At 39.5% G+C, this 15,406-nt stretch carries 13 protein-coding genes; 2 read left to right on the top strand and 11 right to left on the bottom strand.

Annotated features, from left to right (window positions below; translation table 11 throughout):
- Positions 1 to 7: 7 nt before the first annotated feature.
- From ACP6L2_RS12860 to ACP6L2_RS12900, 9 genes are read right to left on the bottom strand one after another with little or no spacing between them, the layout of a single operon-like run.
- Complete coding sequence (locus ACP6L2_RS12860) at positions 8 to 832, bottom strand: DUF2249 domain-containing protein (RefSeq protein WP_440509766.1); 825 nt, start codon at positions 830 to 832, stop codon at positions 8 to 10.
- Between the two features lie 6 nt (positions 833 to 838).
- On the bottom strand, positions 839 to 1,765 hold the full coding sequence (gene ric / locus ACP6L2_RS12865) for an iron-sulfur cluster repair di-iron protein (RefSeq protein WP_440509767.1): 927 nt from the start codon (positions 1,763 to 1,765) through the stop codon (positions 839 to 841).
- A gap of 22 nt (positions 1,766 to 1,787) precedes the next feature.
- The gene (locus tag ACP6L2_RS12870) at positions 1,788 to 2,555 is read right to left on the bottom strand and encodes an ABC transporter permease subunit (RefSeq protein WP_440509768.1); all 768 of its coding nucleotides are present in this window, start codon (positions 2,553 to 2,555) and stop codon (positions 1,788 to 1,790) included.
- Positions 2,556 to 2,563: 8 nt separating this feature from the next.
- Entirely contained in the window at positions 2,564 to 3,283 is a 720-nt protein-coding gene (locus ACP6L2_RS12875; RefSeq protein WP_440509769.1) for an ABC transporter ATP-binding protein, read from the bottom strand.
- Positions 3,280 to 4,530, bottom strand: a complete 1,251-nt coding sequence (locus ACP6L2_RS12880; RefSeq protein ID WP_440509770.1) for a nitrous oxide reductase family maturation protein NosD — start codon at positions 4,528 to 4,530, stop codon at positions 3,280 to 3,282. Before ACP6L2_RS12880 ends, ACP6L2_RS12875 begins: the two co-directional genes overlap by 4 nt.
- A gap of 10 nt (positions 4,531 to 4,540) precedes the next feature.
- Entirely contained in the window at positions 4,541 to 4,990 is a 450-nt protein-coding gene (locus ACP6L2_RS12885) for a nitrous oxide reductase accessory protein NosL (RefSeq protein ID WP_344675394.1), read from the bottom strand.
- A 1-nt stretch (position 4,991) separates the two neighbouring features.
- Positions 4,992 to 5,588 carry a hypothetical protein gene (locus ACP6L2_RS12890; RefSeq protein WP_440509771.1) on the bottom strand — a complete coding sequence of 199 codons (597 nt, stop codon included), beginning with the start codon at positions 5,586 to 5,588 and terminating at the stop codon, positions 4,992 to 4,994.
- Between the two features lie 12 nt (positions 5,589 to 5,600).
- Positions 5,601 to 7,589, bottom strand: a complete 1,989-nt coding sequence (nosZ, locus tag ACP6L2_RS12895) for a Sec-dependent nitrous-oxide reductase (RefSeq protein ID WP_440509772.1) — start codon at positions 7,587 to 7,589, stop codon at positions 5,601 to 5,603.
- 39 nt (positions 7,590 to 7,628) lie between these two features.
- Positions 7,629 to 8,105 carry a c-type cytochrome gene (locus ACP6L2_RS12900; protein WP_344675391.1) on the bottom strand — a complete coding sequence of 159 codons (477 nt, stop codon included), beginning with the start codon at positions 8,103 to 8,105 and terminating at the stop codon, positions 7,629 to 7,631.
- Between the two features lie 271 nt (positions 8,106 to 8,376).
- Between ACP6L2_RS12900 and ACP6L2_RS12905 the strand changes: the two genes are divergently transcribed.
- Together ACP6L2_RS12905 and ACP6L2_RS12910 are read left to right on the top strand one after the other, a co-directional pair.
- A complete protein-coding gene (locus tag ACP6L2_RS12905) occupies positions 8,377 to 8,988 on the top strand; it encodes a Crp/Fnr family transcriptional regulator (protein WP_344675390.1) in 612 nt (203 codons plus the stop codon).
- Positions 8,989 to 9,017: 29 nt separating this feature from the next.
- Entirely contained in the window at positions 9,018 to 10,289 is a 1,272-nt protein-coding gene (locus tag ACP6L2_RS12910) for a hypothetical protein (RefSeq protein ID WP_440509773.1), read from the top strand.
- Positions 10,290 to 10,460: 171 nt separating this feature from the next.
- On the opposite strand, the gene ACP6L2_RS12915 is transcribed toward ACP6L2_RS12910, so the two are convergent.
- Together ACP6L2_RS12915 and ACP6L2_RS12920 are read right to left on the bottom strand one after the other, a co-directional pair.
- Positions 10,461 to 12,041 (bottom strand): SusD/RagB family nutrient-binding outer membrane lipoprotein, encoded by a 1,581-nt coding sequence (locus ACP6L2_RS12915; protein WP_440509774.1) that lies wholly within the window; start codon positions 12,039 to 12,041, stop codon positions 10,461 to 10,463.
- A 12-nt stretch (positions 12,042 to 12,053) separates the two neighbouring features.
- Positions 12,054 to 15,332, bottom strand: a complete 3,279-nt coding sequence (locus ACP6L2_RS12920) for a SusC/RagA family TonB-linked outer membrane protein (protein ID WP_440509775.1) — start codon at positions 15,330 to 15,332, stop codon at positions 12,054 to 12,056.
- Positions 15,333 to 15,406 lie beyond the last annotated feature (74 nt).

The following is a 15,406-nucleotide window of genomic DNA, read 5'->3' on the forward strand; positions in this document are numbered from 1 at the left end:
TACTTATCTATTCTTTAGGAAATATCAATAAGCGGACATCTCCCTCCACCGGTTCGCAAATGAAGATTTGAAAGGATGATTGTTCTAACTCTTCTAATAGATGTAATGGAACTTTACGATGCAGAACATATAAATATTCGTTTTTCTTTAAATCTGTTAAGAAATGTAGAATTAATTCCATCGGTTGGGGCATGGGTAAATAACATACATCAACCTCAATTTTTTTAGAGTCTGTTAAAGACATTATCTTTTCTTCAAGCTCTTCTATAGTCAGGAAAGCGATATTTTGAGCTTTAGATTTTTCTTTTTTATCCTCTTTAGTTTTGTAGAAATAACTGTGGTATTCATTGTCGCTTATACTTTCTGTATGGCACAATGCACCTCGTTCTTCAAGTCTTTTGATTAAAGGAACAGGAATAAAGGAATTGATGATGTATAGAACCCCATGAAGCGGCAATGCCTTATAGGCTTGAAATATATCTTTCAAAGGATCTTTATCTGCATCAAGCAGTGGTCTAACATCCAGAGCTTGCAATGAACTTGCATTTTTCAACCAATCAGGTCTACCAGATTCCTGTTGAACTTCCAAAGGGGAAGAGTGGTTAGTATCCTCCCAAACGAAACCAAGAGGCTCCAACACACGTCGAAATTCCAGAATTGAAACCCCTGCAATTTTCGATGCTTCACCGATATTGACCCGAGGTGTCAATACCTTACGCAATAACGGGATTTTTATTTTACGTAATGGTTTAGCGATCGAGGCAATGGCGTCAATAGCCAATTCATTGGCCTTGATCAATTCGGAAATCTTCGTATGTTGGTTAATCCTCATGGCTACTTAACTAATCTGTACTCGGTAAGCTTTTGTCATCTTTGGAAACAAGATGTTATTCTCTAAATGTATATGTTGAAACAAATCGGCCTCAAAGGCTTTCATCTGTTCAAATAATGAACTATGTGAGTTGCAAGCATTGGCAGGCAAATGATAATCCTTGCTTAGCTTTCGCAACTTCCTTAACTCATCTCCTGCATGCTCATGCTCCAAGCGCAAGAAATCTATTAATTGATTTGCTTGATTGCTGGATAATTCATGGAGGTTCTTTGTTGCTGGAAACAGCTGTTTTTCCTCCTTTTCAAAGTGGCAATACAGTTCCGAAAGAAATTCTTCCAATTCTTCAGAAAGACGAACTAAGGAAGGATGTTCACCTGCATGTAGCATAGCGACTTTCTTTGCCAACTCCAGAATAATTGGTCCTTTCTCACGTACGTATTTATGATGGACTTGTTTAATGTAGTCGCTCAAAAAATCAATATCCCAATCTTGGTAATCCAATTTGGTACTTGGAATTTCCTGCAGAACAGATTCATTCAACTGAACGCGTAAATCTTCTTCTGATAGTCCTACGGACTCAGCAGCATCTTTAACTGATTGTTGACCTCCGCAACAGAAATCTATTCCCAGTTGCTTCAGTTTTTCAGCTTTTCGAATATCTTTAGCAGCAATTATCCCGATGTTTTCAGACTCCCCATCAGCTATTGGTTTAGCTAGTCTTACTTGCCATATCTCAGGCCCTGATTCCAAATAGTCCCAAGTAAAACCATTACCTCTTTCCCCTAATAATTGATAGTATAGCGGTTTAGGATCATGATCATTTTTGATAATAAATGACTCACCGGAATCCAAAGCATCGAAGTGCTCAAATATAGTTGGGTGTTTTAATCGAGGTTCTATGTTATAGACCTCTAATATGGCTGATTTTATCATGATAATTCGTTTAGTTTATCTTTTACAAATCTTTCTTCTTGAAATATCGAACAGAAAAGTAGACCGGAATAATAGCCCATAAGACCATCACCAATAAGGTAATCCCCATACCCAATCCAGTTCCAAAAAAGTCTCGAAATATAGCTCCTGTATAACCCATCATAGCCGATAGATCCAATTGTAATAAGATCAAAATCCTACTAATATCTATGGGGTTAAACATGGATAAGGCAACCATCATATTTTCGATTGGGTAATCGGAAAATTGAAACAAAAGGAACAAGACCAAAGCATCGAATAATAGCCCAAAGTACAACCATAGTAAAATGGCCAGTCCGATACCTTTAGACTTATCGCGTATCAAAACCGATGTCCACATCGCGATGGCGACAAAAATCACGGATAAGAGCAATCCACATCCCAATAAGGTTAATCCTGACCCACTAAAGGCATACAGAAAAATGGGAATTCCAACCCCAACGAAAAAAGAAAGACTGATAGCTCCGGCTAATCCAATAAAAATGCTCAACCAAATAATCTCCCTTTTCAAGGGTTGACTTACCAATAAGTTTATAAACTCAGCACTGTTATACAGATAGATACTCGAAAACACAATGCTGACTAGAGGAACAACAAACAAGACAATGTTTAATAAACTGACCAAACCCTTTTCGTAATTATTCTCCATACTGAATACACTGATTGATAAAACAAAGAGTAGTACGGTATAGAATAGGATAGTTTTATTCCTCAATAGGTCAGCAAAAACATATCGTATGATTTTATTCATGAATTCGCTTATTTTAAGGTAATCGATTCAGACATGACATGTGCAATCGCTTTTGACAGCTTGTCCGTGCCTGTATCTCTTTTCAATTGTTGCAAGCTCTTATGAAATAATAAATTACCGTCTTGCAAATAAATAATCTGAGACACCAAATCATCCAAATCTGAAAGTACATGGGAACTGATGATTATCAATTTATTTTGACCCAATTCTTTCTTGATTTTCTCCTTCAATATCTCGGTGGACAAGGGATCTAAACCTGCGGTTGGCTCGTCCAATATCAATGCTTTGGGGTTGAACATAAAAGCTAGACATGCACTCACTTTCTGGCGAGTTCCACCAGATAAGGTGCCCATTCTTTTCCCCAGTAAGCTCGGTAGATCAAAGGCACGATATAAATCCATATCCAACTTTGGTTCAGGAATTTTACGAATATCCTTCATCATATCCAGCACCTGCCCGATAGTCATATTCTCTGGGTATTGACCAATCTGCGGCATGTAACCAATATCATTTCTATAAGTCCATTTATGCTGAATATTCTGTCCATTAAAATGAATTGTTCCTGCAGTAGGAACAACCATTCCTAGGATAGATTTAATTAACGTCGTCTTCCCACTACCATTTGGACCTATCAATGCGACACACTGACCACCTTCTAAATTGAGGTTAATGTCCTTCAATACTTTAAACTTGCCAAAGTCCTTGGTTATATGTTGGATCTGTATCATACTTGTATCGATTTCATTCTTGGTTTTTCATCTTTTAACCCTTCGGGGGTTAAGCTGGGTAATAGCTTCTCGGTACGGTCAAATAAGGTGACCATAAAACTTCGGAACAACAACATCACAGAAGGATATCGTTCAACCATCATGGAAAATAAACTTACCGGGCGGAATGCGATATCGCCAATACCATCCTTGTCCAGGTCATAGCCTTCGTATTTATCCCAATAATTGTTTTCGAAGTTGTTCAGAGCCAAGGTTCCATTGGTTGCTACGTCAAAGGTGTTTTGTAGAAAATTATTGTTCTTAAAAACATTATCCATGCAACTAGATTGTACTTTGATCGCCCAACCATTCCCCTTGAAATTATTGTTTTCCAGATGAATCCGGTTAGATCCTTCCATGAAAATCCCCGTTGTATTACGGTCAAATTGATTATTGATTATTTGGCTATCCGATATATCTTTTAGGAGCAGACCATAGGCTGCATCGCCCCAATTTTCTTCAAATTTATTGTTCTCCATGTGCACATGCTTGGTGTACATGACTGCTACACCAGCACCATTCGCACGAAAGGTATTTCCAACGTAACTATTGTCGTGGGAAAACATGAAATGCAATCCATAACGCAGGTTCTGTTTAGACAAGTTGTTAATCACATGTGTATTGGTAACAAACTCCAAGTAAATTCCATCTCGGTGACCGATGATTTCATTGTCTTTGATGTCTAAACTATCTGATTTCCATCCATGAATCCCATTTCCGATCAACTGCTCGGCAGTTCCATAGGCTTGGATTTTATTTCCACGGATTTCTAGATGTTTGCAATTCTGTGAGTAGATTCCAAAAAAGTTATCTTCCAATACATTATCCAGCACTTTGATATGATGGGTATTGTAAATTTTAATACCTGCGATATCATTGATGGAAGAATGTCCAGATCCTTTGATGGTGAATCCTTGAACGGTTACACCGGAAGATTTGATTGATAAAGGTTCGAATTTTTTCTCCCCATCTAAGGTAGGTTTACCTATTCCGATTAGGGTGATGGATTTATCAATTTGGATATTGCCCTCTTTATAGAGTCCAGCATCTACCCATACGGTATCTCCTGGTTTTGCCAGTTCAATTCCTTTCTTGATGGATTTTATGGTTTGCTTATTTCCTACTTTAATGCTGGAGGCATGTAGTATGCCCCCAGTCATTAGTAAACAAAATAAGGCACTCCATATTTTTATGGCTGAACGTTTCATGCTCCTCCATTTATTTCCACAGGTCATCCCAAGTCAAGGTGGTACCACCTACTGTTTCCTTGGTTTTTTCAAGATCTGCTGCATTGCTAAAGGCAGCAATATTTCCACGCATTGGGCTTTTTAGCTCCTCACTTTTCAGGTAGAACATCTTCTCTGCGGGCATTAATTTTTGACTTGAGTAGTCTGGTAAATAGAAAGCCGATACTTCGTCTTTTTTCACCTTGCTTTCTTTCACGAAAGCAATCATGCATTGTACATCATCAAAATTGTACACACGACCTTTTTTAGTTTGTAGTTGTGTGCCAAACCGAGCATCACTAACTGTCATTTTACAATAGGCACACTGATCAGTCCCGTATTTGATCGGTTTAGGCCCATTATTACTTTGGCATGCTTGTAATCCGAGTGTAAGCAGCAATAAACTGCTTAAACAAATCCAGAATAGTTTAAAGTTTTTCATGTTACGCGAGTTTAGTTGTTTTGGATTTACGCCATTCCTGTATGGCAGCGAAAGCTAGGATCAGCCCACAGGCAATAAATATCCAGCCCCCGATATCCGGAATGGAATAGGCTCCAAAATTGAGTAATTGTTTATAACCTATCAGCGGTGGCTGATAAGACATTCCAGGGACCTTGATTGGTGCATCTGGACTTAGGTTGTGACCATAATTGTATTCCCAAATGTAGAAATCAACCATGGCTACAATACCGAAGATTAAAAAGGCAACAAACAGGATATACACCCATTTACGTTTATTGGCAATGCCGACTGCAAGAAAGGCCAAGGCAAAAACCCCAATGATATATGGAAGAACAGTAAACTCTACAAAATCTTCCACATGTAAGGTCTTCATGCCGATATAGTGGTTCAACCCGTTAATTATCTCCACTTGTCCGGCTAGCTTATAGCTATAGATCTGCAGTTCCAACCCTTCAGGGTATTGAGCTGCGTCCAGCTCAATACGCCATATAGGAAGGAAGATGACGGCTACCAACGCCAAGCTGCATAGCACCATTAAGATGCGATGTAAGCCAGACATATTGTTTGTAGTTTTCATCTTTGTGTAGTTTTAGTTAGCACCTTCGGCTGGTAAGTTAGTGCCCAAACTGTATGTCAATGGCACATTACTACCTTTCTTGGAAATTCGAATATATCCTTGCATTTCCTGGTGTAATGCACTACAGAAGTCAGTACAATAGAATGGGAATACCCCTATACGATCTGGTACCCATTTTAAAGTCTGTGTTTCTCCAGGCATAACCAATAGCTCTCCGTTTTTCGCTCCTTTAACAGCAAATCCGTGAGGCATATCCCAATCCTGCTCGATATTCGTTACGTGGAAGAATACTTCATCACCCAGTTGAACCCCTTCGATATTATCTGGAGAGAAGTGCGATCTTACCGATGTGATATACACATGGATCTGATTACCCTTACGTTCTACACGGGCATCTTTCTCACCCTTGGTGACATGTGGATTGGTATTCTCCTCGATTTTGAAGATTTTCACACTCTTATCCTTCACTTTCTCTGCGCGGATAGCTTGTGCATAGTGTGGTTCTCCAATCGTTGGGAAGTCTAATATCAACTGCATCTTATCGCCAGAGATATCAAAGATTTGAGCACTCTGTGACAACTCAGGTCCAGTTGGTAAGAAACGGTCTTTGGTGATTTTGTTGTAGGCAATCACATATTTTCCGTCTGGGTTTTTAGTATCTCCACCAGGAATCATTAAGTGACCTGTTGAGTAGTAAGTAGGAACACGGTCAATGATTTTTAAGTCTTTGATATTCCATTTCACTAACTCAGAGGATACGAAGAAGGAAGTAATCGCATTACCCTTACCATCAAATTCGGTGTGTAATGGTCCTAAACCTGGTTTTTCAACCTCACCATACAAAGCAGCCTCGTATTTAATGATTGGAATACCACCGAATTTACCTTCGAATTGTTTTCCTTCAATTGCTTTCTGGATTTTGCTGAATGAAAATACAGGGATTAAAGCAGCTAATTTTCCTGATCCTACGATGTATTCCCCTGAAGGGTCTACGTCTACTCCGTGTGGAGATTTAGGACATGGAATGTAATAACATAATCCTTCTAATTCTTCAGCATTCAAAACAAGCGTTTCGGTTTTAAATTCAGTTTTTGAAGTATGCGATTTCTCATCGTATTTGTTGTGTGCATATTTCAATCCACTAACTTTTTTACCTTTTCCAGCTTTGATATACTCTTCTGCTTTCTTCCAGTTCACTGCCAAGACAAAGTCCTTATCATTTTTCGAAGCATTCACTTCCAATAAGGTATTTGCTTGCTCCGTGTTGTAAGTAGAGAAGAAGAACCATCCATGGGATACTCCTTTACCGGCGCGACTTAAATCGTAGTTTACACCTGGAGTTTCAATTTGGAATGCAAGCTCCATATTACCATCATTCTTATCCACACTCACGAAGCTTAAAGTTCCACGGAAGTTTTTCTTGAAGGTATTGATTGGCACATCACCCCCTTCACCATCCAATGGTACGGAGAAACGCGTTCCTGCTACGACATATTCCGTATTCTCGGTAATAAATGGCGAGGAGTGGTTACCACCACTGTTCGGCAATTCTAAAATCTCCGCTGTACGGAAAGTTGTTAAGTCAATACGTGCAAGACGTGGTGTATTATTGGCATTGGCAAATACCCAACGGCCATCATAATTACCATCTGTTTTTGATAATTGCACGTGGTGCAAATCGTCCCAAGGCACATTTCCGTGGGATGTTTCTAACATCGGTTTTGTTTCTTCACTGAAGCCCCAGCCCTTTTCTGGATCTAAAGAGAAGACAGGAATTACCCGAAGTAATCTTCCTGATGGAAGCCCATAAACAGACAATTGTCCGCTAAAACCACCGGATACGAAGTTGTAGAACTCATCGTATTTGCCTGGGGCAACATACGTTTTCTCTGCAGCATTACCGCTTACAGCTTCACCGGCACCTTTCGGTTTACAGGCTTGAAAGGTTGAAAACAACGTCGCCGCTGCTAAACCTGTTAATAGATATTTTTTTAATTCCATGGTATGATAAATTTTGAGGTTAATAAACGCTCTTAAAAATTATTTTACTCCGTCATTCTGACGCATATATTCTAGGATTTTTCTAGCGTCATCATCCGATAAGTTTTGGTTTGGCATACGAACTAAACACAGTTCTAATTGTGCCTGTAACTCCGGATCTTTATCTAACATCGCATCAGGGTTGGTAATGAAGTTCATAATCCACTCCGGTTTTCTGCGCTCTGAAACACCCTTCCAGCCTGGTCCTACTAATTTCTCATCAGTCATCTTGTGGCAGGAAGCACATTTTAAATCAACGATCGTTTTACCAGCTTCCGCCATCGCTACATCTAACTTATCACCCAAGTCTACCTTGTCGAATTTTCCCTCCCCACGGTGCGGATCGTAAGCATTCGGATCGCTTGCAGCAGGCGCACTCTCTTCAGCATAGGTGCGGTCTGCCTTTTTCTCACTGTTATTTGATGAACATGCGTATATGAACAAACTCATCAAACAGAATACAATTAGCTTTTTCATAGTTTCTCGGTTTTTTTTCTCAAATGATTTACTTTGTATTTTATTTATGACAAAGTTACCCGCATGCCTTCCCCGAATTTTATGAGGGAAATCATAATGTAAGTCTACCGCCTTTCAAAATTCAGAATTCCACAAGTCAACATATTGATATTCAATGACCTAATGGGTAAATTGATATTAATCACTATTTGAGGTGACCGAAGTCAGCACATACAAACCTTATCGTGGATAAATTTGTCCGAAAAGAAAGGGCTATTAATTATTACATCTTATGATACCAACCCAACTACTTTTAGAAAAAGGGGCCATCTGTAAAAAGATGCAAGCGGGGGAAATCCTCTTTCAAGAGAATAGTCCTTCCAATTTTTATTTTCAAATTGAGACTGGTCGAGTCCGAATCAGTAACTTCTTGGATGATGGAAAAGAGGTCCTTCATAAGATGGTCTGTGCGAATGAGGGTCTTGGCGAATTGGCCATTTTGGATGCCGGAGTTCACATCGCAACTGCTGTGGCGGATAGTCCTTGTACTGTATATAAGATAAACTCCAGTTCTTTTTTAGAAATCCTTCGGGAGTACCCGAGCATACATATGCTTATTACACAAGAGATTGCACATGATTTAAGGTTTAAAATATTCCTGACCAAGCTTATCTGCAATGCTTGTCCTGAGGAAATTATTACCCAATTACTCCACAGGTTAAATCAAGAGCGCAGGTTAATATGTACCGATTGTAATCGACTGATGCTGACTCGTCAGCAATTAGCGAATATGACGGGCTTAAGGGTAGAGACGGTCATCCGCACCATGAAGATGATGGAAAAGTCCGATAAATTGCAAATTATACGTGGGAAAGTATTTGTCCCATCTGATGGAATAGAATAATAAGAAGAATTTTTAGCAGCATCCTCAACATGAAAGCAGAATGGTCATTAATGAATAGTAAGCACTGGATATGTCTCAGTGTCTTAAATTTTCTATTAGTGGCTGTTTTTGGGCTTCTGATGCGCCTTAAGTTCCTATTTCCCATCCCTTGGCTCGATCAGAAAAACATCATGCATGCCCATTCTCATTTTGCTTTTGCAGGCTGGGTATCTCAGGCATTAATGGTGTTTTTGATTGCTGCAGTACTCCGCTTAAAAGCAGAAGAGGGAATCCCCAAGAAGTATCAACCTATACTCTGGTTCAACCTCTTATCCTCATATGGCATGCTGATTAGCTTTAGCATAACAGGATATGCTTTCTTCTCCATAAGCTTCTCATTTTTAAGTGTTCTTGCATCATATTGGTTTGCTATCATCTTATGGAAAGAACTCAAAAAAACGAGATTACCATTATCGATTGTTGTATTGATAAAGGCCTCTTTAATCTATTTGGCTTTAAGTTCTTTGGGAACCTATGCTTTGGTTATCCTAAAGGTTACTCATCAGCTGGATCCTTTAAAACAATTGGCCTCCGTATATTTCTTTTTGCACTTCCAATACAATGGTTGGTTCTTTTTTGCCTGTCTCAGTTTAGCAAGTTATTGGATTTACGATAGGACAGGAAAGGAAATAATGTTTGCAGGCTTTGCCAAGGTGTATGCCTTTACCGTACTTCCTGCATACTTTCTATCGGTATTGTGGTGGAAAGGATTTCCCAGTTGGTTATATGTCTTATTATTGCTAACCGTTACTTTACAAGTTATCCTTTGGACCATACTTCTTTTACGTTTTCTGAAAATCAAAAGACAAGATTCTAAATTATCCTTGTCAAAAGAAACAACACTTATCTGGGTTTGCGTTGTTTTGGCGGTGAGTGTAAAATTGATTCTACAAGCTATATCCATAATCCCGAGCTTAAGCCAATTGGTTTACGGCTTTAGGCCAATTGTCATTGCCTACCTGCATTTGGTATTACTGGTCATTATATCCCTATTCATCCTAGGCTATGCTTTCCAAAATCAAAGCTTGCAGCTTAACAAGGGAATAAGGTTCGGGATCTATGGTTTATTATTCGGCATATTTATGAATGAATTTATGCTGATGATTCAAGGGGTTGCTGGATTATTACGGTATCCTATTTACGGTACCCATGAGGCATTAGGAATCGCGGCAGTTATTATGGTTATCAGTATTTCCCTGATTCTAGCAAATCAAGCTAAATCATCTTGTAAGGAAATGCCCTATTCAAAGACTTCATTTTAGTTAAATTATAAGTTGAACAAAACCCAATCCTCACCTCAGTCTACGCCAAGCGACTGAGGTAGGAAATTGGGGATTTTGAGCAAAGTTATTGTTGGACACTACCCACTTAAACAAAAAAAGCACAGTCTCCCTAAGGAGACTGCACTCAAAAACAGACTATTTAATTATAAATTATTTTTTATCCCACCATACACGTCCCATTAAATTATCGCCATCTGGCACCGCAGCAGCTGCAGCTTTATAATATTCGGCATTGGCACTTGCAGCCTCTGCCACTGGATATGGGAAACGCCGAGGAATTTGCCCTTTAGTATCGCTATTTAAGTAGCTTACAGGAACCAATTCCGGGAATCCTGTACGGCGCCAATTAGACCAGGACTCATAAAAGTTTAAAGCTGTATTTTGGTGAATCCAATATTGTATTCCAATTTGTTTTAACCCAGCCGTTAAAGGATGCGTATTTGCATAATCTTCAGCTACGGCATCTGCAATGGCTAAAGAAACATCATATTGACCAAGGAAGGTAATACCAGATTTGACTGCTTTTTTATAATGATCAGCAGCGGAACCACCAATTCCCCAACGTTGAGCAGCCTCTGCCCATAATAACTCCGATTCGGTATACGTCAGAATAAAGGTTACTCCATCTCTTTTTAACATCTTTGGATGTGGAGAAGAATATTCGGGCATACTCGTAAAGGATGGATCCTTACTAATGGCATAACTTGCATTATTGCCTAGGTCCTTCCCATTTGGCATTCCTTTTTGCTTCAAAGGGTCATTGCTATAACCGGCATTTTGAACCTTTTCTCCGTCTTTCATCCACAAATTCACCACCGCAACTTTCAAACGAGGGTCTGCTGCACTCTTTAACTCATTAATAAAGGTATTGGACCATTTCACGTAATAATGTTCCTGTCCACCATCACCTAATAAAACCTGGCTATTTCTATTCTGCGTTACACGAGCTCCGGATTCATCATGTTTCACGAATGCATTGTCCTCATTGGCTGTGAAGGTTTTTCCAACCACCTTATTGACATAGGTTTTAGCTGTCCCTTCATCTACCTTGGTCAAACGCATTGCTAAACGCAATATTAAGGAGTTTCCGAAACGCTTCCATTTGTCTACATTTCCACCATAGATGACATCGCCACTGATAGCATCCGTACCTGTACCTAAAGCTGCAACCGCTTCCTCTAGCTCCTTCAGCATATTCATATAGATATCCTGTTGCTTATCGTACTTGGTCGATAGATTTTTCAGGTAGTAACCCATACCAGCCTCCGAATATGGAACATCTCCATAAAGGTCTGTTATTCGGGCAAAGACTAGGGCTTTCCATATTCTCGCCGCTTGGTGCAGGTTTTTATATTTTGGATTATCCCGAGTTACTTCAACCACATCAACAATCGGCTTAACTTGTTCAGCATAAGCTCGCTCCCAATAGGCAGAAGTGTACCAAGGAGTCAATAAATATTTGTCGCCAGCCCAATAAGAAACTACTGAAGAAAGGCCTTGCATCATAGTGCCCGCATAGATCAAATTTGCACGCCATGTTTCATAGGCAAAGTCTATACTTCCTGTATAGGTCAATTGGGATGTTGTAAAGGTAAAGTTTGGATCAAAATTAGTTGGTCCATAAGCTACTGGATCGGTATTAATTTTCTCAAAATCTTTCGTACAGCTTTGAAGTAAACTCGTACCTGCCAATAAGATCAGTGCAGCTATTTTTATCGATTTTATTTTCATAACAGTCTAGGATTAAAATTTAACATTTAAGTTGAAACCAAAGGTTCTTGCTGGAGGCATTCCTCCAAGCTCCAAACCAGGGAAAGTAGCGTTGTAACTTGATTCTGGATCGATGTTATCCGTCTTTTTCATTAATATGAAAAGATTACGTGCAACCAGACTCAGGCCTAAGCTCTTCACCCGATCATTAAATAAACTTGTTGGGAAATTATAACCCAATGTAAACTGTCTGAATTTGATAAAGCTGGCATCATTTACAAAAATGTGCGATATGTTGTTTGCTGTATTTTCATAGAATTTAGGCGCTTTATTACCTAACTCTTCGCGATTCTCCAAAGTACCTTGGTGCAAGCCTTTGATATACCCTAAGTAATCTGTTCCAGAGAACAATTTCCCACCAAACTTCCCGTCAATCAAGAAGCCCATACTGAAATTCTTATAGGTAAAATCATTATTCCAGCCGGCGAACCATTTATTATAAGCAGAACCAAATGCTTTCAGTTCGCCTTGTTTAGCAGTGCCATCGGCATTCTTTTGGATCACTCCTTGATCATCATATGCATAGTCAAAGGCAACAATCTGTCCCATGGCTTTTCCAGGAATGTTCTTTAAAAATCCTACTCCAGAACGCGAAGTTGCTATCAATTGCTCATCTAGTCCTTCAGCTAAGGATATCACCTTATTATCGTTATATGTCATGTTCAATGAACTTGTCCAAGAGAAAGCATCATTACGAACCGGTACTCCAGTAATCAAAGCCTCGACACCCATGTTTTCAATCGATCCAGAGTTTAATACCGATTGACTATAGCCTACTGTTGTTGGGATACTCACCCTGATAATCTCATCCTCGGAACGCTTCTTATACCAGGTTAGATCTAAATTCAACCTATCATTGAAGAATCGAATGTCAGTTCCGATTTCCAATTCTGTAGCCTTAGAAGGTTTTAACGAAGAATTGGGGATATAATCATAGGATATTTGACCTAAAGCTGCTCCATTTAAAGATTGACTCATGAAGTTATACGTCAAAGCTGTTTGATACGGATCTGTTGCTTGTCCAACTACCGCATAACCTGCACGAAGTTTACCAAAACTTATTAAATCCGACTGTAATAGCTCAGAGAAAACAAATGAACCACTTAAGGAAGGATAAACCACACTTAATTTATTGTTTAGTCCAGGAGCCGCTAAGGTAGAAAACCAATCCGAACGTACTGTACCCGTTAAATAGAGGTAATCTTTATAGGCCAACTCCAATGTTCCATAAACAGACTGTGTCTCTTGTTCTGATTCGGCATAGGCCAAGGATTTATTTTTCAATCCAGCAATGGTATGCACTCCCGGAACTAAGAATTTTGTCCCTTGATTGGTGGTCACATCGGTTTTCGTATTTCTAAAACTTGCCCCAATATTTGGTGTGATACCAAAATCTTCATTTACCGAAAAGGATTTCCCAACCAATAAATCGGCATTGATATCGGAGAACCTCATTTTTTGAGAAACTAAGTTATTTGGAGGAGTGTATGCCAAGCCTTCTGGAAATACGGAAAAATAAGCGTTGGTATAGAAGTCCTGTCCGGCACGTCCTTGTACAAACAAACCATTATCCAATGTATATCGAGCCGATAATGAACTCATCAATCGGTTTCTATCGGTATTATTTACGATTTCATAAGCCGCAAAATAGGGGTTAGTATCCCAAGGATTGCCCCGGTTATAGGCGATTTCATTTCCTGTTTCTGTTTTCCACGGTTGTAGATCACGAATATCCACGCTCGTAGGCAAGAATACAGCATTATAATTGGCACTACCAGCACCGTCAGACAACATTGGTCTATTCTTGGCATCTTCCAGAATATAGGTTGACCTTGCATCTATTTTGAGGCGTTTAATAGGCTCAAAAGTACCCGCTAGGCCAAAGGATTGACGGTTCAGTCCAGAGTTCGGCATAATGGATTCATTTCTCAGATCACTAATCGACAAGCGTAATGAACCCGAATCGAAAGATTTATTTAAGGCTACTGAATTGGTCCATGTATAACCATTTTTGTAAAAATTCTCGATGTTGTCTTTTTGGGCAACATAAGGTCTGGAAACATTATCAAATTGAGGGACAGAGCTACCATCTAATTTAGCTCCCCAACTGGATCCACCTACTTGTGCTGCCGCAGCACCGTCTGCAGGTTTCTCTCCATTAGTTCCTTGCCCGTAAACATACTGCCAATTTGTACGATCCATTACCTGTTCTGTTACAAAATTGCTGCTGAACTCTATACCTGAGCCTTTACCGGATTTTGTCGTAATCAAGATTACACCAGCCTTAGCACGAGAACCGTATAGTGCCGAAGCTGCTGCTCCTTTCAGTACCGAGATGCTCTCGATATCATCAGGATTTAAATTCCCTATGGCATCTCCCATATCGGGGGCATTGTCCCACTGGCTACCACGGTTACCATTCGGATTGGTATTGGTAATTCCCTGCGGTGCATTTTCCATGGGCACACCATTGATGACATATAAAGGTTGGTTGGTCTGGCTTAAGCTGGAAGCACCGCGGATAATGACCGATGTGGCCGAACCGACACCACCGGATGTCGATGTAATATCCAAACCTGCAACTTTACCTACCAAGGCATTAGCCACATTGTTTTCACGAGCTTGGGTTAAACTTTCTCCATTTACCTGGGTCACCGAATATCCCAATGTTCTTTTCTCACGGGTAATACCAAGTGCAGTTACCACCACCTCATTCAACATCATTTGATCAGGAACCAATTCCACCTTTAATTCGCCATTACCTGTTACTTGAACTTCTTTCGTTAAAAAACCGGTATAGGATATCACGAGGAAAGTCCCGTTTGGTAGATCCATCTCAAATTGTCCGTTTAGATCGGTGGCTTTTCCTACTGAAGAACCTTTTATACGAATGGTAGCACCCACCAAAGGATGCCCTTCCATGTCAGTGACAAGACCACGAATTTTATTTTGCTTCACTTCATTCACCACCACTAAACCATTTTCCGAAACCGTGTAGCTCAAATTATTCTTCTTAAATAATTTAGGCAGAAGGTCCAACACCAATTCATCTTTTGCCGACAAATTGAGTTCCTTGGAAAAATGTTTAATACCCGGATTAAAAACAAAGTAAAAGTCGCTCTGATCTTCAATGATTTTGAGGATTTTACTAAGTTTCGTGTGTTTTAAATCAAGTGTTACTTTCTGCTGCGAGTATACATTCGCATTGACATTTAACAGAAAGAATAGAATCATAATTAAGGTTAGTTTCATTCGAATAATGAATCTAAAGTACAAACGCCGGTTATATTGCGTTTGCAACAAGTCATTTTTAATCATATTTTAGT

The sequence above is a fragment of the Sphingobacterium lactis genome (genome assembly GCF_051951495.1).
Taxonomy (GTDB): Bacteria; Bacteroidota; Bacteroidia; order Sphingobacteriales; family Sphingobacteriaceae; genus Sphingobacterium; species Sphingobacterium lactis_A.